A 23,658-nucleotide genomic window follows, 5' to 3' on the forward strand; every position below is an offset into this window, starting at 1 on the left:
GCGCCGAGATTTGCTACAAAGCGTCTGTGTCAATTTAGTGTCATGCCGCATATAGTCAGTCCAATGGTGCAGCTGTCACTCAGAAGCCGGTCAATCGCGGGACATGAGTAGATCACCGTGACGAGTTAATGTTTACCGATATCTAAAGAGATGGTAAGGGACAAATCGCAAGCCCTGTCTAGACACGGCATTGCCGTCCTCTTAGTGCTTGCGATTGTCGGCGTGCTCGCGCGCTCGTGGATCGCCTACCAAACCACAACGACGGCTGTCCGTCAAGCAGAAGCGGCGTATGAAGCTCGCCGCCAAGTCCTTACCGTTCTAACGGATCTTCTCGATCAGGAGACCGGCATGCGCGGTTATATGAGCACAAAACAGCGCTCATACCTCGCTCCATTCACCGCAGCAAGCGGACGGATAGAAGCCGATTTTGCTCTGGCTTTCAAATCGTCAGAAACGGCCAATGCGCAGAGCATCGAGCCGACGCTTCTCGACGCCGAATCCAATTACAAGCAATGGCTCGGACACGTCGCGGCGCCGCTCGTGGCTGGATCGAGCATTCGCGATGCTGCCGGCTTGCAATCCCAAGGCAAATCCCTCATGGATCGCATGCGCTCCGATATCGCTCATGCCCTAGACGTCCTTGATGACAAGTCGGCTTCGTATTCCAGACATACCCAAGAACAACTCAGGTTCGGCGCGATTGTCAGCGTTCTCATCGGATTGGCGCTTTGCTCGGCTATCGCGTTCATGTTAGGGATTCAGCGCCGGATCGAAGGCGAACGCGACCGCTTCGTCAACAGCGCTCAGGATATGTTCGTCGTGGCCGGCATGAATGGCCATTTCTTGGATGTGAATCCCGCCACTGAGCGCATATTGGGCCGGACGCGCGCAGAGCTCCTGAAAAAACCGTTCATATCGTTCGTCCATCCCGATGACGTGGCGCGCACGATCGAAGCGGTGAAGAGTCTGAGCACCGGCCAGTCGCTCGTGGGCTTTCGAAATAGATATCAAGCTGCGGATGGAACGTATCGTTGGATGTGCTGGAACTCTGTTCCAGACGTTCGACGGCGAATCACCTATGCTAGCGGTCGCGACGAGACGGATCGTGTGGCGTTTGAGATGGAGCGCGACCAGCTAGCCTACAACGATCTGGTCACGGGCTTGCCGAATCGGGCATCATTCCTCACAAGAACCTCGCGCGCGTTGGCTGCCGCACATGCGGCACAGACGGAACTCGCCGTCATCTTGTTCGATCTGGATGGGTTCAAGGCCGTGAACGACGCGTACGGGCACTCCGCCGGCGATGCGGTGCTGCGCGAGCTGGCGCAGCGGGTCCGATCCGTGCTTCGCGAGGCCGATCTCGTCGCACGGATCGGCGGCGATGAATTCACCATTCTGTTGCAGGCGCACGTGGGATCGCTCGACGTCGACATCGCCGTCCGCAAGATCGAAAGCACCTTTTGCGAGCCGCTCCGCGTTCTTGGCCACGAGATGCAAGTAAATGCCAGCATCGGCGTCGCTCGATATCCGCAAGACGGGGATACGACCGAAGCCTTGCTCGCGCGTGCGGATGAAGCCATGTATCGGGCCAAACGGTTGGCCGGCCACGCCTTGCCCTGAACTACAGCCAAAAACCCGGGGTCAGACAGGCTGGTCTTGAAGCGTTCGAATCCGTTCGACGACGTCGAAATGTATCGGAGCGGCGGCGCTCAACTTCTCATAACAAGCGAGAGCGGCGCGAACGTCGCTCCTTCGCTCGTGCAGCAACCCGAGCTGCAGCAGCGCTTCATCGTATTCCCACTTCTGGTAGCCCCGTCCGCCTAGTGCCTCCGTCAAGGCATGCACCGCATCGTCGGGATGATCGGTCTGTTCCAACCGGAGCGCTTCGATGATCTTTGCGAGCAACCGCCCCCCGCGATCTCGCGAAAGCAACTGCGCCACGCGCGTCGACCGCTCCAGCAGATCCATCTTTAGATACGCCAGCGCGGCGAGATAGCGGACGACGGGAGGTGAGATCTTCGGCATCGCCGCCTGTTCGTAATACACGACTGCCGCTTTGATGTCGCCGACGGCTTGCAGCACTTCGGCAAAGATCAAGCGGTGCGCGACCGGGGTGGGACTCCCGACCGTGTGCGCCCATGTCTGACGAAGCACGGCTTCGCCCGCGCCGGAGCGCAGGGCGTTGCTTAACCGATCTGCTTCCTCGTGCGGTATCAGCCGCTCGTTCGCGAGCAATGCGACGGCCCTGAGCGCATCGGCGAATTGTCCGTCGACCTGGCGTGATTGCGTCGTCTTCGGTGGCTCGGTTTTTGCCGGTATCGCATTCGCTGGACTGGCTTCGGCGTGTGCATTGCCCACCAGTTTGCCCACCGCGGCGACACGGGCGGCCAGCACGGCCCCCTGGCGGTCTTGCTCCGCCATCAATCCATCCAAGGCGTTCATCGCCTGCACGGCCTCGTCTGTTTTCGCGTGAAGCGTGGCACCGAGCGTTTCGAGTGTCTTGCACGCGGCGTCGGTCTCACGCTTTCGGCCGATGGCGATATCGAGCGCGGCGCGCGTTTCTTCGAGATGACCGTGGGTCTCGTCGGCGACCGCCTTCACGGATACCGTCGTTCCCTCAACGGTGGAGAGATTGTGCTCGAGCGCGTCTGCGTGACTGCGTGCCTGAGCGATGTTCGCGCGAAGTTGTTCGAGGGTGCCCTCCACGGAACCGGCTTCTGTTTTCGCTTTGGCGACGCTCACCTCGACGATCTCGACTTGTGACTTCGCGCCGTCGAGCGTGACGCCGATCGCGGCCGCTTGTTGTTCGGTTGCTACTCGAAGTTCGTCGACGAGCGCGGCCAACGAGCTCAGTTCTTCGACCGCGCGCTTGCGCTTTTCCGCGGCCTCACTCAGCGCTGCATCTTCTTCCGCCTTTGCCCTCTTTGTCACGTCAAGTGTACGCTGCAGGTCGAGCACGGAATCGCGAAGCGACGTGCTTCTCGCCTTGAGCGACTCGATCATCGACTGAGCTTGGGTCAATTCATCCTCGACGAGAGCACGCCGGCGATCGGTTTCTGCGACGCTTTTCGTTACGCTCTCAAGATCGACGGGCGATTCGGGTCGATGATTATCCACGGGGCACCTCTGGAGCTTATGTGGTGGGGAAAAGCAAACTGCGTGAGCGATTGAATGCGAACATCAATTCGTCGAGCAAACGTTCGCGCGCGAAAGCTCGCGCGCCTTGCGACTTATTACTCGGGGGCCCGCTCGCTTTGGTCGGAGGGCGGGCAAGCGATGCGGAAGCGAGATTTCATCGCGTTTTCGCACTGGACTATCCGGGTCCCTACAATTGAACGCCGATTTCCAGCATCGTGCGGAACTGATCGCGCTGCGCGCCGTGATCGCCAAATGCAAGGCCAGGTGCCGGGCTCGTGACCCGCACGCTGGAAAAATCTACGCGTGCAAAAGTGTGGCCGTTGGTCCAACTGGGTGTTAACGTATACGTATTCACGCCGCTCCCGGGTCCGTAGCCGATGAGATCCGCATTGCCGCTCGGGTCGCCGACCGTGCTGGAATTGTGCAGCGTTTCGTAGCGTACCGCGGTGCTGAAATGGCTGCTGAAAGTCCAGTTCGCCAGGAATGCTCCGCCGAACGCGCTTTCGGGTCCCGCGTAGCCTAGCCCGGCAGCAGCGGGCGAGCGCGCGTACAAGATGTATGGCGCGATCTGAAGCTTGCCGCGCGTGCGCGAGAAGACGACGTTCAGCAATTCTTTGTTCGCGATGGATGCCGTCGGATTCCCCGGTGTCGTGCTATTCGGAATGACGGCGACGAACAGCAGCGAGTCCGTAGAGTCCGGCGCAAATGTCAACGCGCCTTCGGCCGCGCCGAACTTGCCGGAATAGAAACCATCATCAACGCCGAGCGTGGCGGTGAGCTTGCCGGTTGTGAACGACGCACGAACTCCTCGAGTGACGGCGTTCTCCACGTTCCAGACGGCGCCGCGCTGAACATTCCAGTTCAGATACGTGTATGTGGATTCCGCGCCGGTCAGTGTCGCGAGCACGCCCGCGCTCACATTGAAGTTGGCGTTCGGCACGTATTCGACGTAGGCGAGCGGCAACGGCCCGAAGAGATCGGTATTGGCCCCCGATTGGATCGTCTTATTGCCTGCGATCCCCACGACGGGAATGCTGTACGCTCCACCTTGAAGCGCCCACTGAAAAGTACCCTGCGGCTTGGAAAGCAAGACGAAGGCATTGCTCAGATTGGACCGAGCTGCATGATCGGCGCCGTCAGAAGAATCGAAGCTGCCTGTCGCGTTGACGCCGCTCGTCAGCGCAAGCGATTCGCTCAACACCACGTGCAGAACGACCGGCGGCGTTGGCGTCGCAGCCGGCGACGGAGCCGCTGCGGGCGCAGGCTGTGCGGGATCTGCGTTGGCGGCAAGTCCGCCGAGCGCGATCGATATCACAGCGATAAACGCGACTGAGAACATTCGAAAGCCGGGCAGTTTCATTTTTGTCCGTCCAAAGCTAGGTTCAATTGCATGACGTTCACGTGCGGCTCCCCCAAGAATCCAAATGTACGCGGCATGATGTGCAGCGTAACTACTGCGTCCACCGCCTCAACGGTCAAGTGGCGCGCCTTCGCCACTCGCGGAGACTGATAGAACGCGGCTTCGGGGCTGATGTCCGGGTCGATGCCGCTGCCGCTGCTTGTCACGAGATCCATCGGGACCGGCATCGTCGCGTCGGGGTTTTCTTTCGTCAACGTCTTGATCGTAGCCGCAGTGGCGTCGATCAACTTCTTCGACGTGGGGCCGAGGTTAGTGCCGCTCGTCGACGTCGGATCGTATCCGCTGCCTGCGGCGGAGGGGCGCCCATGAAAGTACTGCGGCCTGGTCCACAGTTGGCCAATGATATCCGATCCGATGGCTTGACCGTTGCGGTACACGATCGAGCCCTTCGCCTGCGCCGGGAAGAGGAGTTCCGACACACCTGTCATTGCTAGCGGATACAGGATGCCCAGCAAGATCACGGTGACGGCCGTATAGGCTGCGGCGTGGCCGAGATGGCGAATCGTGTCGTCCTTAATTGTCTGCAGTTTCATAACGATTTTTCCCAACGCCTCACGTGAGATGGAACGCGGCGAGTAGTAGGTCGATAAGCTTGATACCTACGAACGGCACTATGATGCCGCCAATGCCGTAAACGAGCACGTTTGTGCGCAGCACCGCGTCGGCGCCCCTCGGGCGATATACCACACCTCGCAGTGCCAGCGGTATCAGCGCCACGATGATGAGCGCATTGAAGATCACAGCAGCGAGTATCGCGCTCTGCGGAGTCGTGAGACGCATGATGTTCAACGCATTCATCGCAGGATACGCGACTGCGAACATCGCCGGCAATATCGCGAAGTACTTCGCCACGTCGTTGGCGATCGAGAATGTCGTTAGCGCGCCGCGCGTCATCAAAAGCTGTTTGCCGATCTCGACGACTTCGATGAGCTTGGTCGGATCCGAATCGAGATCTACCATGTTTGCGGCTTCTTTGGCGGCTTGCGTGCCCGTATTCATAGCCACGCCGACATCGGCCTGCGCGAGCGCCGGCGCGTCATTCGTACCGTCACCGGTCATCGCAACCAGTCGCCCGGATTCTTGCTCGCGCTTGATCAGCGCCATCTTGGTCTCGGGCGTGGCCTCTGCGAGAAAATCATCCACGCCAGCCTCGCGCGCGATCGTCGCCGCGGTCAGCGGGTTGTCGCCCGTGATCATTATCGTGCGGATGCCCATAGCGCGCAACCGAGTGAAGCGCTCGGCCATGTTCGGCTTGAGGATGTCCTTGAGATGGATAACTCCAAGGATCCGCTGGTCGTCGGCGAGCAACAGCGGCGTGCCGCCCGACCGGGCGACGCGTTCCACTTCGTCCGCGAGGACGACGGTGCTCTCGCCCGTCCGCTCCCGTACCCAGGCCCGGACAGCGTCCGGCGCGCCTTTGCGGATCGCACCGCCGCCAGGCAAATCGAGCCCACTCAAGCGTGTATATGCGCTGAACGGAACAAACGTCGAGCCTTCCGGAACGAGCGACTGCACATCGACATCCGCCGCGCTGGCCGCCTGGCCATCTTCAGGTCGAGGACCAGCCAGAGTCACGATTGACCGGCCTTCGGGCGTCTCGTCCGGGATCGATGACATCAACGCCGCGCGCGCCGCGACTATATCTGTAACACCGGGCGCGCAGATGATCTCGGTCGCACGCCGGTTGCCGAGCGTGATAGTCCCGGTCTTATCAAGCAACAAAGTGTCCACGTCGCCGGCCGCCTCCACCGCGCGGCCGCTCATCGCCAGAACATTTCGTTGGAGCACGCGATCCATGCCCGCGATGCCGATGGCGGAGAGAAGGCCGCCGATCGTCGTCGGGATGAGGCAGACGAGGAGCGCGATTAGAACCGTAACCGACTGAGCAGTACCCGCGTAAAGCGAAAACGGTGATAGTGTCGCCACCGCGATCAAGAAAATTATCGTAAGACCGGAAAGCAGAATAGAAAGAGCGATCTCGTTCGGCGTCTTCTGGCGCGACGCGCCCTCGACGAGAGCAATCATTCGGTCCAAGAAGGTTTCACCCGGATTCGAGGTCACCCGCACGACGATGCGGTCCGAGAGGACGCGCGTCCCGCCGGTCACGGCGCTGCGATCTCCGCCACCCTCTCGGATCACCGGAGCGGATTCTCCGGTGATCGCCGACTCGTCGACGGACGCTGCGCCCTCGATCACGTCGCCGTCCGCCGCGATCAATTCACCGGCGATGACGGCGAAGATGTCGTCTTTTCGAAGCGATGTCGCTGGCACCGACTCTTCGCGTCCCGCGACCACGCGCCGCGCCATCGTATCAGTCTTCGTGCGGCGCAAAAATTCGGCTTGGGCTTTGCCGCGGCCCTCGGCCACGGCCTCAGCGAAATTTGCGAATAATACCGTGAACCAGAGCCAGATCGAGATCGCGAAATCAAAACCCGCTGGACCGTGTGAACGTAGGGCCCGAAGAAAAAAACCGAGCGTGACCAGCGCGCCGATCTCGCAGATGAACATGACGGGATTGCGCGCCTGCCAGCGCGGGTCGAGTTTAGCAAAAGAATCCCGGACTGCTCGAATGATAATGGTCTGGTCGAAGAGCGCGCGGGCTCTCGGGCGGCGATCGATTCGGCGTTGCGTAATCATGACAACTATTGAACCTGTCCTAGAATCATTCGGAGCTGTTCAACGATCGGCCCGAGCGCATCGGCCGGGAAGAACGTGAGCGCGCCTACGATGATGATGACGCCGATGAGCAAGCCGACGAAGATCGGCGAATAGGTCGTGAATGTGCCGATCGTTTCCGGCGCTCGCGGCTGGCCGGCGAGCGAACCGGCAAGCATCAATGCCGGGATCAGGAAGAGGAAGCGGCCGCACAACATGACGATGCCCATAAACACGTTGAAGTACATATTCGGACCAAGACCAGCGAAGGCGCTGCCGTTGTTTTCGGTGGTTGAGGCGAATCCATAGAGCAGTTCGGAGAATCCATGAACGCCGTTGTTGCCAAGTGTGGCAGTTCCGGCGGGCACGAGCACCGAAATTGCGACCGGAATGAGCGCGAAGATCGGCAGAACAAGCGCACCGAGAATCGCGAGCTGCACTTGGCGCCGGTCGATTTTCTTGCCCAAGTATTCCGGCGTTCGTCCGACCATGAGTCCCGCGATGAACACCGTCAAAACCACGAACAAGACCATGCCGTACAGCCCGGTTCCGACGCCGCCGAAAACCACTTCGCCAAGTTGAAGATCGGCGAGTGGCACGAGTCCGCCGAGGGGCGTGAACGAGTCGTGCATAGCATTGACGGCGCCGCACGACGTATCCGTGGTGACGGTGGCGAAGAGCGCCGAGGCGCCGACGCCGAATCGGCATTCCTTCCCCTCCATGTTGCCGCCCGCTGTGCCCAGCGCGTGTACGATCGGATTGCCTGCGGATTCTGCCGCGTAGGCGACGGAGAATCCGGCGAAAAAGAGTATCGACATCGCGGCGAAAAGGGCCCAGCCCTGTCTCGTGTCTTTGGCGTGGCGGCCGTACGTGTACGTCAGGCCGGCTCCGATCAGGAATATGAGCAGCATTTCAAAGAGGTTCGTCAACGGCGTCGGATTCTCATTAGGCGACGCAGAGTTGGCGTTCACGAAGCCGCCGCCGTTAGTACCAAGCTCCTTGATGACTTCTTGCGATGCCATCGGGCCACCGGTGATTGCCTGTTTGAATCCTTCGATCGATACAACATTTTGGTACGCGTGGAAGTTTTGGGGAACGCCCTGCCAACAAAGCCACAATCCGCCGACAACACTTATCGGAAGCAGCACGTACAAGAGCGCGCGGGTCATGTCAGCCCAGAAGTTGCCGACGGTTTTACGATCAGTTCGACACACTCCACGGATCACGGCTATCGCGATCGCGATGCCTGCTCCGGCCGAGACGAAATTGTGCCAGGCGAGACCCGCCATCTGCGAGAGATAGCTCATCGTGCTCTCGCCGGAGTAGAATTGCCAATTCGTGTTTGTCGTGAAAGAGACGGCGGTATTCCAAGCTAAGCTTGGGGCTAGATTTGGGAGATTCTGCGGATTGAGCGGCAAGTACGCCTGGGTGCGCAGCAAGAGGTACAAATAGAGTAGCCCCACTGCGCTCAGGGCGAGGACCGCGAAAAGGTAGGTGACTGCGGACATCTCCTTCGCGGGGTCTATCCGGCATACGCGGAATATCGCGCTTTCGGCCGGGGCCAACAGCGGCGTGAGAAACGTCCGCTCGCCCGCGAAGACGCGTGCCATGTATGCACCGATTGGTTTCGTGCACAGAACCACGATGCCGAAAAATACCAGGGCCTGAAGCCAGCCGACGATTGTCATGTTCTAAATATTCTCGCAGGCGACCGTGAATCGGTCGAAGAGATAGAACAGGACGAGCGTGAGGAGGATAAGGATTGCGTCAAGCATCGTGTTGCCGTCAAAACCTCTCCGGGCGCAGCATGGCGTAGACGAGATAAACGAGCGCCAAAATGGCTAGGATGAGTCCGATGAGCTGGTCGAACATTTTAAATCCGTTCGCAATTCGGGTCGGGCATTTGGTCGCGCTCCTCCGGGAGCTTCAACAATCCTACGCCCCGTAGTCGATGGGCACAAGCCGCCGAACGGATAGTCCGACTGGACATCGGTGGGTTTACACGTGCGGCGCTAATCCGGCGTCGCAAGGACGAGCAGTTCCCTCGCACCGGCGCGCAATAGCCTACGCGCGAAAGGCGCTCGCCCGAACATGCGCACCTTCGTCCTACGGCCTTCTACGGCTATGGTCGTCGCGCCGTCGGCGAGTGCAGCGGCCACCAAGCCGCGAGCGGGGTCGTTCCCGGTTTCCGAGATCCAGCGCCCCCGCAAGTCCCGGCACAATTCTCTAAGCTCGGCCAGCGCGTCAGAATCCGATGCGTCGGACCTCGGGGCGATATGCGCCACGGTAAGGCCCACTTCCAGCCTTGCGGCCAAGGAAGCGCAGCGTCGGATCAGTCCTGCATCGCGTGCGCGATCGGCGACGCCGACGAAGAGCCGCGATATACCCGATTGCACCCTTCGCGCACCGCGGGCGCGGATGGACTCTCGCAACGCAAGCTCACGCAGCGCCGCCAAATTTTCTTCGCGAAAAAAGTTGGTCAATGCCCGTTCGATCCGCTCGGGCTTATAGATCTTGCCCTGCCGCAGGCGTTCGCGCAATGTGTCGGGCGCACAGTCGATGAAGATCACCTCGTCGGCAAGATCAAGGATTCGATCCGGCAGAGTCTCGCGAACTCGAATGCCCGTCATCCGGGCAACGGGGTCGCCCAGCCCGTCGAGGTGTTGGATGTTGAGCGTAGTCATTACCGATATGCCCGCTCGCAACACGCTAAGCACATCTTCGTATCGCTTGGTGAAAATGCTGCCTGGGGCGTTGGTGTGCGCGAGTTCGTCGATGAGCGCGACCACCGGATGACGGGCAAGCAATGCCTCGACGTCGAGCTCCTCACGGCGGATGCCGCCCGACTCAATGACGCGGCGAGGAAGCGTTTCGAGGCCGTGCAGCATCGACTCGGTGTCTATGCGCGCGTGCGTCTCGACGAACGCGCCGACGACGTCGACCCCAGCAGCCTTGAGCTCCTGAGCGCGGCCCAGCATGGCATAGGTCTTGCCGCAACCGGCGGCCGCCCCAAGATAAATCGTCAGCTTGCCGAAACCTATGCGCAAACGATCGCCGGCGGTCTGCGCTAGCGGATGGACATCGACTCCGACGGATTGCGCCGCTCGCGCGCCTGGCCCGACGACATAGACATCCCGATCGATCGGCCCGGCCAATAGAGCTTCCGCCAATGGTCCGCGCGGCACGGCGATGAGTGACGCGCCGAGGCTGCGTTCAGGGATGCCTCCCGGCTCGCCCGGCCACGGAATGATCCGTGCACCTATTGCTCGCGCGACTCGCTCCGACGAGTCCGCGTTGGGGTCGGTGTCAATCGCGATCTCCAAAGCGAGATCCAGCGCGCCTGCGATTTCTGCTGCACGCCGGGCTGCGTGTGCGATATCGGAGCCAGTCGGCGCGAGCAGCACAGCCGTCGATACCCGCCTCGCCTCGACTTCTGGGATCGTAAGATCGTCGATCTTGCGCATCAGCAATTCGCGCAATGCGAGCAATGTGGAAGTCCGGAAAGCGCCGCGAAGCGCAGTCTCGGCGTCCTCGGTTCTGACGACCATGCCAGCTCGCATTCGATCGGCGAGCAGTTCGGGCGAAGCGTCGATAGCAACGACTTCGTCAGCGACAGCAAGGAATGAGTCGGGAACGATCTCGCGGACCGGAAAGCCCAACAATCGTTCGGCTGTCGGCGCCGCCGATTCCAGGTGCTGGATATTGAAGCCTGTGATGACGCCGATTCCGGCGGCCCGCAGTGCGAGTGCGTCCTGCCACCGCTTGGCGTGCGTGGAGCCCGCGAGATTCGAGTGCGGCAGTTCGTCGAGGATCAAGACGTCCGGCTTCGCGGCCAGCGCTGCCTCGAAGTCGAATTCGGCAAACCGCGTGCCGGCGATGTCGACCATGCGCGGAGCGAGCACGGGGATTCCCGCACAAAGTTCTTCGAGCAGCGGCCTGCCCTTCGTTTCGATCCACCCGATGACGACGCGACTTCCAGCGGTCATGCGGGCTCGGCCTTCCGTGAGTAGCCGGTGCGTTTTCCCGCTGCCGGGAGCGGCGGCCAAATAAACGGTCAGCTTAGGCGATAAGCCCAACCGCCGCAACAATCGTTCGGGAGCGGCGCGATCAGTTTCGCGATTCACGTAGACTGAGTTCGCGCGCCACTCAGCCGGTCCCCCGGAGGCCGGAGAATCTCCGGCACAGAATCGGGATGCCCTTGAAGCCGCAATACATTCCCTATGCGTGCGCGGTCCTATTGATCGCCGCATTTGCTATCGATATGCTGACGCCGCAATTGTTCGTCGCGGCCATCCTCTTGAATGCCCCGGTTGCGCTGACCAGTTTTGCGTTCGATAGGAAGCTCACTGGGAGAATCGTCGTCGCCGCGCTCGTGGCCAACCTCGCTGCGGGGTGGTACAACGGCTATCGAGATCGACACTACGATCCGATCGCGATCGAGGATCGTGTTTTAGCCGCGTTATCTTGCATATTGGTCGGCGCGCTGAGCATTGGCACGCAGCGCGCAGCGCGCGGCGCTGCGGAACTCGAAGCGCGTCAGCGCCAAGCACGTCGTGAGCGGACGCTTCGCGAATCGTTTGAAACGATGCGCTCATCTGTCAATCGTGAGATTGTGCTTCGCTCAACCGCGCGCGAGGCTATCCGCGTTCTTCAAGCGGATGCTGCGGTCGTGTTCGCGCGTCACGACGGCTTATCACTCGACGAACAATATCTAGCGGAGAGCGGGATACGCGAGGTGGACCTGCGGCGCGCGCGGCCAGCGCCCGAGCTCGCCTCAGTTCTCACGCGAGCCGCCGAATCCGGTCAAGCCGTGGCGCTCGATGCCGCCGATCCCATGAGCCGTTTCGTGCTCGACACGCTCGGCGCGGCGCGCGGCATTGCGGTGCCGCTGGGCGGCAGAGACAACCAGCAGGGCGCGCTGGTGGTCTTGCGGCGCAACGCAGAGGAACCGTTCGATTCGGATGCCGCCGATCTCGCGTTGACGTTCGCCGACGAAGCCGCCGCCGCCATCGCGCAAGCAAACCTTTTCCTTGAGCTCGCCGCGAAGAACGAGCAGCTCGCCCAGGCCAATGCGGCTGCCGTCGAGCGCAGCGAGGTGATCCGGGATATCGTGTACGCGCTCTCCCATGACCTGCGCACTCCGCTCAGCGCAGCTCGGATCACGATGAGGCAAGCGCTCAACGGCGCGTTTGGCGACATGCCGCCGGCGTACGTCGAGATCCTCAAGCGCACAATCGCCTCCAACGATGAATTGCAGCGCCTTGCAGAAACGCTGCTCGTCGTCGCACGCTACGAATCGGGAGAGGCCTCGCCTGCTCGAACGAGCGTGGATCTCTCGAGGCTCGCGGACGACGTCGTCTCGGAGCTCGAGCCGCTCTGGCGCTCGGAAAGCATCGTGGTTGCCCGGTCGGGCAGCGAGGCCGCGGTGACCGTCGTCGGCGATGAAAGCGAGCTGCGCCGCGTCGCGGTGAACCTGATCGCCAACGCGGTCATCTCAACGCCTGCGGGCGGGCACGTTGCCGTCGCCGTCGAGTCCGATGGCCGTGAGGCGAGCTTTTCAGTTGATGACGACGGGTATGGCGTGCCGGAAGCCCAACGGCCCATGCTCTTCCAACGTTTTTCACCGGGCGCCCGCCATGGCGCCGGCTCCGGGTTGGGACTGTACATAGTTCGCCGCATCGCCGAAAGCCACGGCGGACGGGCGTCGTATCAAGCTCGCGATCCGCGCGGCTCCCGATTCACGGTGAGCTTGCCCGTGGAATCCGCGGATGTGGCTCGTGCCTGACCGCATCCGCGTATTGGTGATAGAGGATCATGCGCTTACGCGCGCAGGACTTGTCACCGCGCTCGATGTCGATCCGTCGTTTGAAGTCGTCGGCGAAGCAGCCGATGGGCCGGCGGGTTACGACCTCGCAAAAGAACTAGCTCCCGACGTCGCGGTCATCGACATCGGCTTGCCCGGCGAAGACGGCATCGCTCTGACGCGCCGGATCCGGCGCGATCTAATCAAAACGCGAGTCGTCATCCTCACCATGCACGACCTCGAAGACGAGGTCATTGCCGCGCTCGCGGCCGGCGCCGATGCATATTGCCTGAAGACATCGCGAACTGAACGGGTGTTGGAAGCCGTGCGCATCGCGGCCGAGGGCGGCGCCTATTTCGATCCGCAAGTGGCGCACGTGGTGTTGCGCGAGCTCGGGCGCCCGGCGACCCCCGTCAAAGCCGCAGCATCGCCGCTCACACCGCGAGAGACGCAAGTGCTGCAGCTCATCGCCGACGGAAATTCCAATGCGGAGATCGCCGATCGGCTCGCCATCGGTCTCGGTACGGTCAAGGGACATATACGCGACATTTTGGAAAAGCTCGCGGTAGCCGACCGTACCCAAGCCGCGGTGGAGGCCTTCCGCCGCGGACTGATCTAGCGCTTGAGGGTATCTAAGTCGATGAGCTCTTTCGACAATCTCATCCCCGTCATGTCCACGGTGATCGCCTTCGCCACCGTGATCTTCACGACGATGATGATGGCGCGTCAGACGCGGGAGATGAGGCACGAACGAAACGCCCTTGCGTTGATCGAAGCGATCGACGGTCTTTCGGCCCCGGACGTGGTGAAGGCGTTCGAAGAACTTCGCGGCATCGAGAAACGATATCTCACCGATGCCGACTTCCGTTCGCGCTTTGTGGGATCGGAGGACGAGCGAGCGCTGTTCGTCGTGGGTCAATTCATCGAGACGGTGGCGTGTTTAGCCCGGCGCGAGGTGCTCGACGTGACGCTCATCGTGGATGCCGTGGGATTGTTGCTTCGAACCCGGTGGGAGACCATCCGGCCGTTCATCGAGCGCTATCGCACCGCAGAAGGCAATCCGTACGTCTACGAAAACTTCGAGTGGCTCGCGCGCTACAGCGCGTGGTGGAAGGACGTTCCCCGGCCCAGACATCCCAACTACGATCCTGCGCAATTCGGGATGGTGGGCACGGAATAGGCGCGCGCCCTACTTCGAAGCGGCCGCCAGCGCTGCGTCGAGAATGGTCTTTTGCTCGCTCGGATTCCGCCAGCGAGCCTGTGCGTCCGCGGAAAGCTTATCTATCGGATCGAAGTAGAGGAACGATTTGCCCGGCTTCACGCTCGGAGCGGTGTACACCGCGATGCCGTTTTCACGATCGTAGTATTCGTAGCTATGCAGGTCCCGTTTGCCGCCGCCGCCGGGCGCGTCGCAAAGGAAGAGCGGCGTGTTGAAGCCGGCAGTGGACCCGCGCACGAATTTCTCGATGTCCACCGCGGTCTGAATGGTGGTGCGCAGGTCTTCCACGCCTTTCACCATGTCGTGCATGTAGACGTAGTACGGATGGACGTTGAGGTAGCCGAGGCGTTTGACGAGCAACTGCATGGTGTGCTTGTCATCGTTGACGCCGCGGATCAACACGCTCTGATTGCGCACCATGATGCCTCGTTCGAACAGCAGCCGCATGGCCTTTTCCGTGATCCACGTGATCTCGTTCGGCGAGTTGAAATGCGTGTGCAGCATCACGTCCTTGCCAAGCTTCCGTCCCTGATCCACGATGGAAGTGAGCGCGTCTGTCCATGCCGTGTCGGTGAGTATCTTGCTTGGCATGACGGCCGGCCCTTTTGTGGCGAAACGCATGCGGCGCACGTTCTCGATGGAGAGCAGCCGTTCGCCGATGGCTTTCAGGCTCTTGGCTGAAAGCTGGTACGTGTCGCCGCCCGAGATGACGATGTCTTCCAACTCGGGGCGCGACTCGATGTATTGGAACGCGCGCTCCCATTTCTTGGGATCGGTGGCGAGGGTGGCCTTTTCCACCGTCTCCGTGTCGCCGCCGATGGCGTACGAGCGAGTGCAAAAACGGCAATAGACCGGACACACGTTGAGCGGCAAAAAGAGGGCCTTATCGACGTACCGGTGCGTAAGGCCTGGAACCGGCGCGTCTTCTTGTTCGTGCAGCGAGTCGAGCGACAGTTGTGGATGGTCCGGCAGCAGACGCGACGCGAGGGGAATGAATTGCGTGCGGATCGGATCGTTGACGGGGTCGGTCCAGTCGATGAGCGCGATCATATATGGCGACACGCGCACCTGCATGGGCGCGCGATGAAAGCCGGCGCGCGCGTCTTCGATGAAACTCGCCGATGCTAGCTCTTGAATCGTGCCGATCAGCTCTTCCGGCGTCTTGACCGAATGCCGGCCTTGCCAGATATGGTCGAGGAACGTCTTCTCGTCCACATCTTTGTAAGCGGGAATGTGGCGCCAGAATTCGCCCTGCGGCAGATTCTTATGCTCGAACGCGTCAAGACCGGCGGGCGGTTTGAGCGCGACGATGGGGTCGGCGGCGAGCGGGGTCTCGATTTTCGCGGCGGTCATTTGTTCCTCTGATCAGCGTACGCTGCGCAAGCGGCGCGATTGTCCTTCAGCGGCCTGAGTGAGCTCGAGTCCACCGCGCTCGAACGGCGTGGAGAGCACGATGGTGGTGCGCGTGCGGACCATGCCAGGGATTTGCTTGAGCCGCGCGAGAAATTCGTCGAGGTGCGTGGTGGATCTGGTCAGCACTTTAAGGACGTATGTCTCTTCGCCGGCGACGCTGTGAATTTCGCTCACCTCGTTCATGGCCGACACGTTGGCAGTGAAGTCGTCGTACTTGGTCTCAGCCGACGTGAAACAGCTCACGAACGCGGTCAGAGCAAGCCCGAGTCGCGGACCGTCGAGTTGCGCCGCATACCGGCGCACAAACCCGCGTGCCTCCAGACGTTTGACGCGATCGTGGACGGACGGTGCTTTGAGCCCGACAAGCGCGCCGAGTTCTGCGAAGGTCGAGCGAGCGTTGCGCTGCAACGCGTCGAGCAATTGGAGATCGAGTTCGTCTAAGTCGGGGCCTTCAATCATCACGCCACCTGCCATGAACATAGCTACTTTATTAGGCTAGATAAGCATATCATGCCTAATATGTCGGCGCAAGGCCCTAAATCGGGGAACGAACTAACGCCACATACCGGTCAGGACCGGGGCTCCACATGCGCTGGCGGTGCACGCGACCCCGGCGATATCCTCGATCGTGTGAAGAACGGCGTAGTGGTCGATTTTTTGGTCGTATTTCCCGGGAAAGATCGTCGGCCCTAAGAGGAGTGTTGGGATGGCATTTTTTCCGCTCGTGTCGGGCTCCGCTTCATCCCATGTCAAAATCGCGAGACCGTCGTGCGCCGCATCGTATTTCAGGATCGCCGGCAGATTCGCTTTGAGCCAATCGTCGCCCGTCTTCGTGCTGCAGTCGTGCATGTCGTCGCACATGTTCGGAACGATGAACGAAACGGCCGGCAAGGTGTTCGGCAAGCCATGCCAGATAAGATTTGACGACGCCGGGACGTTGGTGAAATTGACCCACGGGTTGTGCTTTCGCGCATAGAGCGATGTTCTGCAGCCGGTGAACCCGTCGCTCGGCATGGACTCCGAATAGCCTGCGAATGTCTTGCCGGCGGCGATGACCTCTGCGCCAAGATTCGTCGCGCCAAACGAGTGCGGACAGGAATCGTCGGCGACTCCCTGCGGCGAGCCCGAGAATAGCGCAAGATAGTTCGGTTCACTTGGGTGAGCCACGGCATGGCTGTCGGTCATGAGCGCCGCTTGAGGAACAAGAGTGTCGTTGATGAACGGCGCATCCGTGTCGCCGATCACGCCGACCGAATCACGATTCTCCATAACGATGACGATAACGGTCGAAGCGTGCGCGTGAACAGGTTCGGCCGCGCGCGCTCCGCCGCCGGCGGCCGCAAGCAAGAGCGCCGCGACGAGCATTGCTGGGACTTGCATTTGTTAGCTTCCTCTTCTCTTAGAGCCGGTAGAGCAGCCGGAACCGCGGTGCGAAGACGTAGTTCAGTTGAACGAGCACGATCACGGCGATGCTCCAATACGTGTTGACGATGCACAGCAGCGCGCCAAGGGCATATAGCGCCTGGGCCACGACGATGCGCCGCTCCACTGCCCGGCCGATCTCTTGTGTTGTATCTTCCTTGACGAGCCCGGTCCGCGTCGCATATCGCCAACTCCCGAACAGCGCGACACCCAGGAGCAGGATGTTCGCCCAGTAGACGATGAGCGCGATTCGAAAGGTGATGAATTCGGCCAAGAGTCCGGTCGAAAACGGCGTCATCGACACTGCGAGCAGAAACCCGATGTGAATCCACGCGAGATCGCGGTCGCAACGGATGAACCGGCTGACCTGGGTTTGTTGTCCGACCCAAAAGATCCCAAGCGTGACGAACGTCATGAGATACGCGACGAGCTGCGGGGCGAGCGGCGCCAGAGCGCGCCAAAGATCGTGCTCCGTGGAAATCCCGGAGCTTAGCGGCACGCGAAGATCGAGTACCAGCAGGGTCATCGCAATCGCGAAAACGCCGTCGCTGAGAGCGGCGAGCCGCTCGAGGCTTTGACCGGCGATCAAGTTGTATGTCGCTCGCATCCCCAATATTTCGGAATGGCCGGCACGGGGTCCCTCGAGTATCAATCTCGAAGCGGGCATTTCCAGGGAGGAACGACGATGGATCTCGCAGGGCACACGGTGCTCGTCACCGGAGGGACGTCCGGTATCGGACAAGCATTGGCGGATCGATTTTTCCACGGCGGAAGCCGTGTCATCGTCTGCGGACGCCGCGAGAACAGGCTCAACGAATTCATAGCCGAGCACCCCGGGGCGCACACGCGAGCGTGCGACGTGGCAGTCGCATCTGAGCGCGTGGCGCTTGCCGAATGGGCGATACGCGAACATCCAAAGCTCGACGTGGTGGTGAACAACGCCGGCATTCAGCGTCACATCGACTTCACACAGATAGAGCCGTGGGACTCGACGCATCAGGAGATCATCACCAACTTCGAGGCGCAAGTGCACCTTTGCATGCTGTTGATCCCACATCTTCGCACGCAGCGCAAGCCCGCGATCATCAACATCACGTCGGGTTTGGCGTTCGTACCGCTGGCTTCGGCGCCGGTATATAGCGCGACGAAGGCGGCATTTCACTCATTCACGTTGAGTCTACGCCATCAGTTAGCAAAAACGCCGATCGAAGTGATCGAGATAGCACCGCCCGCCGTCAACACCGATCTCGGAGGACCCGGCCTCCACACGCATGGGGTTCCGCTCGACGAATTCGTGGATGCCGCGGTGGCGCAACTCAAAGAGGGAAAAACCGAGATCAGCTATGGATTCTCCGAGCAGGTGTCCGGTGCGTCACGTTCGGAACGCGAACAGATCTTTGCGCGCATGAATCAAGCCTGACTCATCGCGCAAATTCGGGGCTGCGCACGTTTGGCGATCGCCGGTAGCGCACCGACTTGGCAAGCGACGCGACGTCGACGCCGGATCGGATAACGCAGGCGGCGCCTTCCAGGGCGATCGTCGATGCCAGGATTTCGCCCGGGCAGGCGTGAGGTCCCAATCCAAACGTGAAGGTTCGGCGATCTCTTCGATCCACCTCAAAACTGTCGGCGCGAGCATTGGCCTTCGGGTCGCGATTGGCCGCCGCGAGCAACACGAGAATCGCTTCGCCCGACCGGATCGGGGCCCCTAAGATCGACCCGGACCGATGGGCATACCGGCGGGTGTTTTGTACGGGCGAATCATAACGGATGACTTCGGCGACAAACGACGGTGACAACCCGCGATCGCCTGACGCCGCGTCGCGAACGTCGCGTTCAGCGGACAGCGCGAGCAGGCAATTTCCGATGAGGCCGGCGCTCGCCTCGTAGGCTTGGAAGAGAAAACCGATCGCGTTCGCGACCGCTACATCGGCGTCGTCGCAGCCGGCTTGAAGCAGCTCTCTCCTGACGGCGGCTAGCAGACTGCTCGAAGATTGCACGTCGAGTTCGTCGAGAAGCGAGCGGAAAAAGCTAGAGAGTTGCTCCGCGGCGACCTTGCCTCGCTCGACGACGGTCGCCGAACTCTCTGTCGCGACGCACCTCACAAAATCGTGTATCAATCCGCTCATCCAACGAAGTTGGCCCGCGGAGACGCCGAGCAGGTCGGCGATGACGTACGACGAGAGCTGATGGGTAAAGGTCGCCGGCAGACCGTTTGCTTGGAGGAGCGATCTGGCATACTTGAACGTCTTTCCCATCACGAGCGGAGCCTTGATCGATCCAATCGCTGCGGCCACCGCTTGTTTGACTCTACGATGATCGTGCCCGTCGTTCACGCGTACGAAATGCCGGAATACGTCGCCCGCTTCCGAGCCGACCAGCTTTTGCGGCACCGTTTCACCCGCAGGGCGTACGCCGCAAAGATCGCTCGTCAATACCGCGGTCACGGCTTCTGCGCTGGAAGCGATCCACGTATCGAGCGTCTCGTCGAAAAAGAACGGCTTCTCCGCGACTAAAGACGCGTAATACGGATAGGGATGCGGATGCGACACCGCCGCAATCGCGTCGATTGGAGTCGCCTGCGTCAACATCTCATCGGCTTCCCCGCGAAAGTTTAGAAGGTGGATGTATCTTAACATATTAATACTTCGTCATGCGACGAAATATGACTGTAGGACCGGATATCGCGAATGCTGCCACGCTGCTGGGCGAACCGGCGCGTGCTGCGATGATCGCCGCGCTCCTGGGCGGCGAGACTTTTCCAGCCAGCGTTCTGGCCGCGCGAGCTGGCGTTTCAGCACAGACGGCCAGCGTTCACCTTTCGAAGCTCGCCGCTGGTGGGCTCGTTGCTTCTACCAGGAACGGAAGGCACCGGCTGTATCGTCTTGGCAGTCACAAGATCGCCGAAGCGGTGGAGGCGCTTGCCGCGATAAGCGCGCCGCACCCGGTGCGGTCGATGCATCAGTCGGACGAAGCCAAGGCGCTTGATCTCGCCCGCATGTGTTACGATCATCTTGCCGGCTTCATCGGCGTGAGCGTCACCGAGGAGCTCGTCCGCTGCGGCGTGATAGCGCGACTCGAGAGCGGGTATGACGTAACGCGACGCGGGCACTCGTGGCTCGCGAAATTCGGTATCGACGTCGCTTCGCTCTCGACCACGCGCCGGAAAGTCGCCACCACATGTTTGGATTGGAGCGAGCGCCGCCCGCATGTCGGTGGCGCGCTCGGCGCTGCGCTGGCCGACCGGATGCTCGTGGCCGGATGGTTCAACCGGCGCCGTACAAACCGGAGTCTCATCGTGACCGAACACGGGTGGGCGAGCCTAAAACTGCGCTTCAAGATCGATCCCGGCTCTGAGACCTACAATGCACGATTCGCAGGCGGCCGGCCGGTCGCGCTCCGGAGCTAGCAGCGGCGAAGCGAAACTGTAGCGCCGCTCGCCAGGAAATGGCATTTGGAGAAAGCCGACGGAGGGATTTGAACCCCCGACCAACGGTTTACAAAACCGCCGCTCTACCCCTGAGCTACGTCGGCGCGCTAGCGTCAAGCCTTGTGGCATAAGGCTTTGCGATTTTAGGGCCATCTACCCGCTCGGGCAGAATTGGCGTCATTGGACCGTTGACAACGACCCAGGCTGGACACCCAATGTCGAACTCCAAGGCTCCGATGTGAAACGGATGGAGAATCTGTCGTATCGTAGTACGATGGCGTCCGCCGAGTTTATTGCTCGGCGAACCTTCATCCTAGAACGCTAATGAACGGTTATGCCGACGGGCTGGTCTAGCCCGGTGTCAATTCCGGAGATCGTCTGAATCGGCGCGACGTTGCCGTTCGCTCCCGCGGCGTACACGGTCACGCTTGAGGGAGCGCTCGTGGAACCGCACCCGCAGTTTGCGACGTAGATCTTGCCGCTGGCATCAAGGGCGATCTCTTCAGGGAGGTTTATCCCGGTATTCGAGCCGATGATTGTCCGGATCGGCGCCACGTTGCCGTGCGCGCCCTTTGCGTACACGGTCACGCTGAAGACGCCCGCGTTTGTGACATAGATGTTAAGGCCGGCGTCGAACGCGATCCCAAAGGGAGTGGATAGGCCGGTGTTCGATCCGCTGATGGTCTTGATCGGCGCCACGTTGCCGTTCGCGCCCGCGGCGTACACGGTCACGCTGCTCGGAGAGCCGGAGTTCGCGACATAGATCTTGCCGTTTCGATCCAGCGCGACGACTGACGGGATGTTGAGACGCGTGTTCGAGCCACTGATAGTCCGGATCGGCGCGACGTTGCCATTCACGCCAGCAGCGTAGACGGTCACGCTACCGGGGCCTTGCGTAGCGGAGTTGTTTGTGATGTAGAGGTTAAGAGTCGGATCGAGTGCCACCCCATTGGGGTGATCGAGCCCGGTATTCGAGCCGCTGATGGTCTTGACCGGTGCGACGTTACCGTGCGCGCCCTTGGCGAATACTGTCACGCTGTCTACCAAATGGTTCGGGACGAACATCTTGTGGCTGCTAGCCACGGCGATGCCCTGGGGGTCGTTCAGCCCGGTGTTCGAGCCGCTGATGGTCTGGAGCGGCGCGACGTCGCCGTTCGCGGCGAGGGCGTACAAGGTTACACTACCTGGACCAGCGCTATTCGTAACATAGATGCAGGCCGACGTCAGGCATGGCGATGTGTCCGGAAAACCCCGCGCCGGGCTGGCAGAAGCGTACTGCGGAGCGTGTTTCAGTGAAGGCTGAACCGGCGAGTTGTTCCCGGCGCACGCCGCGACGGTAAGGGCAATAGTAACGAGCGCGCAAGCGGCTAGCCGACGACGACCAATCGAGATTCGACTTGTCATGATACCCTCCCGTTCTGAGTTGGCCTCGCGTCCAGTATAGCATTAGGGGTGGTCAACGCAACGTCAAATCCGCTTTGCACGCACCCTACCAAATTTGCGAGCAGCGTCGACGCTGCACAGGGTCGAAGCGTTAAAAGAATCACCCCTGCACCTAAAGTATCGGGGTGTCAGCACTTCGACGAGTTACTAAACCGCCGCTCTACCCCTGAGCTGCGTCGGCACAACCATTTCCGACCTTGGCTTGAGACTGTCAGTTACCTTTCATTCCGGCCTCGTGCCGGCCTCGGTCTCAGCCGGCGGCGTTCGCAGCACTAACGCTAGCCCAAAAGGACCATGAGAGTAATAGAGGTGACTGTTCGAACTTTCGTTGACTAACGGCAATCGAAAAATCTCCGGCAAGAGGTGAATTCATGCGGAACTCTCTTATCGCGATCGCCTCGATAGCTGTTGTCCTTTGCGGTTGCAGCCGGACACAGTCGACGTTACCGATACCGATTGGGAATCTACAGGCAACTCAAGATCGTATTGGAATTCCGCCGGCGAGCGCGCCAACACAATACACAATCCTGCATTCGTTTCACGGCGGTGACGACGGCATCACGCCGTATGGCGATCTGCTTCGGGATTCGGCCGGCAATCTTTACGGCACCACCTTTTTAGGGGGTCCTGGAAACTGTTCTATTTCCGGCTGCGGAACCGTATACAAGATCAGCGTAAGCGGCAAGAAGACCATACTTTACCGTTTCCACGGTAGAGATGGGTACCTCCCCAGCGGTGGCCTGATTCGAGATGCCGCCGGAAACCTTTATGGCACTACCGGAGCCGGCGGAACATCATTCGACGGAAATGTATTCAAGCTTGACCCCAGCGGCAACGAGACTGTCCTCCACGCGTTCAACGGCACGGACGGGAAGCATCCTTTTTCAACATTGGTTCAGGATGCGGCCGGCAACTTCTACGGCACGACACACGATGGAGGCTCTTCAGACGATGGCGTCGTGTTCAAGCTGGACTCGAGCGGCAACGAGACCGTGCTCCATAGCTTCAATGGAACAGACGGCAAGAATCCCATCGCCGGTCTGGCACGGGATCCCGCCGGAAACCTTTACGGCACGACGTTCGACGGCGGATCCACAAGTTGCGATGGCGGTTGCGGAGTGGTGTTCAAAATTGACTCGGGCGGCAAAGAGACCACGCTTCATCAGTTTAACGGTTCGGACGGCGAAGGACCGTACGCGGGTGTGATCTTGGACGCGGCGGGCAATCTTTATGGCACGACCACCGTTGGGGGCACGCAACGCTATGGAGATGTGTATAAGCTCGATCCGAACGGCAGCGAAACTATCCTCCATACCTTTGTCGCCTCGGACGGCGAGGGTCCGTTTTCTGACGTGGTCCTTAGTGAAACCGGCGACTTGTACGGCACTACCGTTGGGGGCGGACGGTTTGGATTAGGCGCAGTGTACAAATTGGAACCGAGCGGCAAGGTGACCGTGTTGCACAGTTTTTTTGGCAAAAGAGACGGGATCAGTCCGTACTCAGCTTTGATTCGGGTCAAGGGAGGCGATCTTTACGGTACTACTTCCGCTTATGGCCCAGGTGCAGATGGCGTGGTGTTCACGCTCGCGCACTAGGGTAGCGCGCACGCATCGGCCGAGTGTGGCTCACATCGATGGGTTCCAGTCCTCGTTCGTTATTGTTCGCTCTAGTCGTTCAAGGCCTCAGGATTACGTCGCGCCGTAGCCGGCGACTGG

The 23,658-nt window shown here is 60.7% G+C and carries 19 protein-coding genes and 1 tRNA gene; 7 read left to right on the plus strand and 13 right to left on the minus strand.

The features are described from left to right. Positions 1-204: 204 nt before the first annotated feature. A complete protein-coding gene (locus tag VII69_12405; protein ID HEY5095908.1) occupies positions 205-1,620 on the plus strand; it encodes a diguanylate cyclase in 1,416 nt (471 codons plus the stop codon). Positions 1,621-1,641: 21 nt separating this feature from the next. Here VII69_12405 and VII69_12410 read toward each other — a convergent pair whose 3' ends face one another. From VII69_12410 to VII69_12435, 6 genes are all read right to left on the minus strand, one after another. Further along, positions 1,642-3,117, minus strand: coding sequence for a hypothetical protein (locus VII69_12410; GenBank protein HEY5095909.1), 1,476 nt, complete (start codon positions 3,115-3,117; stop codon positions 1,642-1,644). Positions 3,118-3,325: 208 nt separating this feature from the next. Beyond that, a complete protein-coding gene (locus VII69_12415) occupies positions 3,326-4,498 on the minus strand; it encodes an outer membrane beta-barrel protein (GenBank protein HEY5095910.1) in 1,173 nt (390 codons plus the stop codon). Further along, on the minus strand, positions 4,495-5,091 hold the full coding sequence (gene kdpC / locus VII69_12420; protein ID HEY5095911.1) for a potassium-transporting ATPase subunit KdpC: 597 nt from the start codon (positions 5,089-5,091) through the stop codon (positions 4,495-4,497). The genes VII69_12415 and kdpC overlap by 4 nt, the downstream gene beginning before the upstream one ends. A 19-nt stretch (positions 5,092-5,110) precedes the next feature. Then, on the minus strand, positions 5,111-7,195 hold the full coding sequence (gene kdpB / locus VII69_12425; GenBank protein ID HEY5095912.1) for a potassium-transporting ATPase subunit KdpB: 2,085 nt from the start codon (positions 7,193-7,195) through the stop codon (positions 5,111-5,113). A gap of 5 nt (positions 7,196-7,200) precedes the next feature. After that, positions 7,201-8,901, minus strand: coding sequence for a potassium-transporting ATPase subunit KdpA (kdpA, locus tag VII69_12430; protein HEY5095913.1), 1,701 nt, complete (start codon positions 8,899-8,901; stop codon positions 7,201-7,203). Positions 8,902-9,225: 324 nt separating this feature from the next. Beyond that, positions 9,226-11,337: a hypothetical protein gene (locus VII69_12435; protein HEY5095914.1), complete on the minus strand. Its 2,112-nt coding sequence runs from the start codon at positions 11,335-11,337 to the stop codon at positions 9,226-9,228. Between the two features lie 74 nt (positions 11,338-11,411). Between VII69_12435 and VII69_12440 the strand changes: the two genes are divergently transcribed. The 3 genes from VII69_12440 to VII69_12450 are packed head-to-tail and all read left to right on the plus strand — an operon-like array spanning position 11,412 to position 14,196. Beyond that, positions 11,412-12,998, plus strand: coding sequence for a HAMP domain-containing sensor histidine kinase (locus VII69_12440; GenBank protein HEY5095915.1), 1,587 nt, complete (start codon positions 11,412-11,414; stop codon positions 12,996-12,998). Next, on the plus strand, positions 12,991-13,635 hold the full coding sequence (locus tag VII69_12445; protein HEY5095916.1) for a response regulator transcription factor: 645 nt from the start codon (positions 12,991-12,993) through the stop codon (positions 13,633-13,635). The genes VII69_12440 and VII69_12445 overlap by 8 nt, the downstream gene beginning before the upstream one ends. Before the next feature lie 21 nt (positions 13,636-13,656). Next, positions 13,657-14,196 carry a DUF4760 domain-containing protein gene (locus VII69_12450; GenBank protein ID HEY5095917.1) on the plus strand — a complete coding sequence of 180 codons (540 nt, stop codon included), beginning with the start codon at positions 13,657-13,659 and terminating at the stop codon, positions 14,194-14,196. A 9-nt stretch (positions 14,197-14,205) separates the two neighbouring features. On the opposite strand, the gene VII69_12455 is transcribed toward VII69_12450, so the two are convergent. From VII69_12455 to VII69_12470, 4 genes are all read right to left on the minus strand, one after another. Beyond that, positions 14,206-15,588 carry a KamA family radical SAM protein gene (locus tag VII69_12455; protein HEY5095918.1) on the minus strand — a complete coding sequence of 461 codons (1,383 nt, stop codon included), beginning with the start codon at positions 15,586-15,588 and terminating at the stop codon, positions 14,206-14,208. Between the two features lie 12 nt (positions 15,589-15,600). Then, on the minus strand, positions 15,601-16,128 hold the full coding sequence (locus VII69_12460; GenBank protein HEY5095919.1) for an Lrp/AsnC family transcriptional regulator: 528 nt from the start codon (positions 16,126-16,128) through the stop codon (positions 15,601-15,603). A 72-nt stretch (positions 16,129-16,200) separates the two neighbouring features. Beyond that, positions 16,201-17,028 carry an alkaline phosphatase family protein gene (locus VII69_12465; protein ID HEY5095920.1) on the minus strand — a complete coding sequence of 276 codons (828 nt, stop codon included), beginning with the start codon at positions 17,026-17,028 and terminating at the stop codon, positions 16,201-16,203. 19 nt (positions 17,029-17,047) lie between these two features. After that, positions 17,048-17,677: a TMEM175 family protein gene (locus VII69_12470; protein HEY5095921.1), complete on the minus strand. Its 630-nt coding sequence runs from the start codon at positions 17,675-17,677 to the stop codon at positions 17,048-17,050. A 78-nt stretch (positions 17,678-17,755) separates the two neighbouring features. Here VII69_12470 and VII69_12475 point away from each other — a divergent pair, with 78 nt between their 5' ends. After that, positions 17,756-18,490, plus strand: coding sequence for an SDR family NAD(P)-dependent oxidoreductase (locus VII69_12475; protein ID HEY5095922.1), 735 nt, complete (start codon positions 17,756-17,758; stop codon positions 18,488-18,490). Position 18,491: 1 nt separating this feature from the next. Here the strand turns inward: VII69_12475 and VII69_12480 are convergent, their stop codons facing one another. After that, entirely contained in the window at positions 18,492-19,709 is a 1,218-nt protein-coding gene (locus VII69_12480) for a cytochrome P450 (protein HEY5095923.1), read from the minus strand. 26 nt (positions 19,710-19,735) lie between these two features. Here VII69_12480 and VII69_12485 point away from each other — a divergent pair, with 26 nt between their 5' ends. Continuing rightward, positions 19,736-20,479, plus strand: coding sequence for a helix-turn-helix transcriptional regulator (locus VII69_12485; GenBank protein ID HEY5095924.1), 744 nt, complete (start codon positions 19,736-19,738; stop codon positions 20,477-20,479). 53 nt (positions 20,480-20,532) lie between these two features. Here the strand turns inward: VII69_12485 and VII69_12490 are convergent. Together VII69_12490 and VII69_12495 are read right to left on the minus strand one after the other, a co-directional pair. Then, positions 20,533-20,604: transfer RNA gene (locus tag VII69_12490), tRNA-Thr, on the minus strand. A 217-nt stretch (positions 20,605-20,821) separates the two neighbouring features. Next, positions 20,822-21,673: a hypothetical protein gene (locus tag VII69_12495; protein ID HEY5095925.1), complete on the minus strand. Its 852-nt coding sequence runs from the start codon at positions 21,671-21,673 to the stop codon at positions 20,822-20,824. 641 nt (positions 21,674-22,314) lie between these two features. Between VII69_12495 and VII69_12500 the strand changes: the two genes are divergently transcribed. Continuing rightward, positions 22,315-23,538, plus strand: coding sequence for a choice-of-anchor tandem repeat GloVer-containing protein (locus tag VII69_12500; GenBank protein HEY5095926.1), 1,224 nt, complete (start codon positions 22,315-22,317; stop codon positions 23,536-23,538). The last annotated feature ends 120 nt before the right edge of the window (positions 23,539-23,658 follow it).

The organism is Candidatus Eremiobacteraceae bacterium (assembly GCA_036511855.1).
Taxonomy (GTDB): domain Bacteria; phylum Vulcanimicrobiota; class Vulcanimicrobiia; order Eremiobacterales; family Eremiobacteraceae; genus JABCYQ01.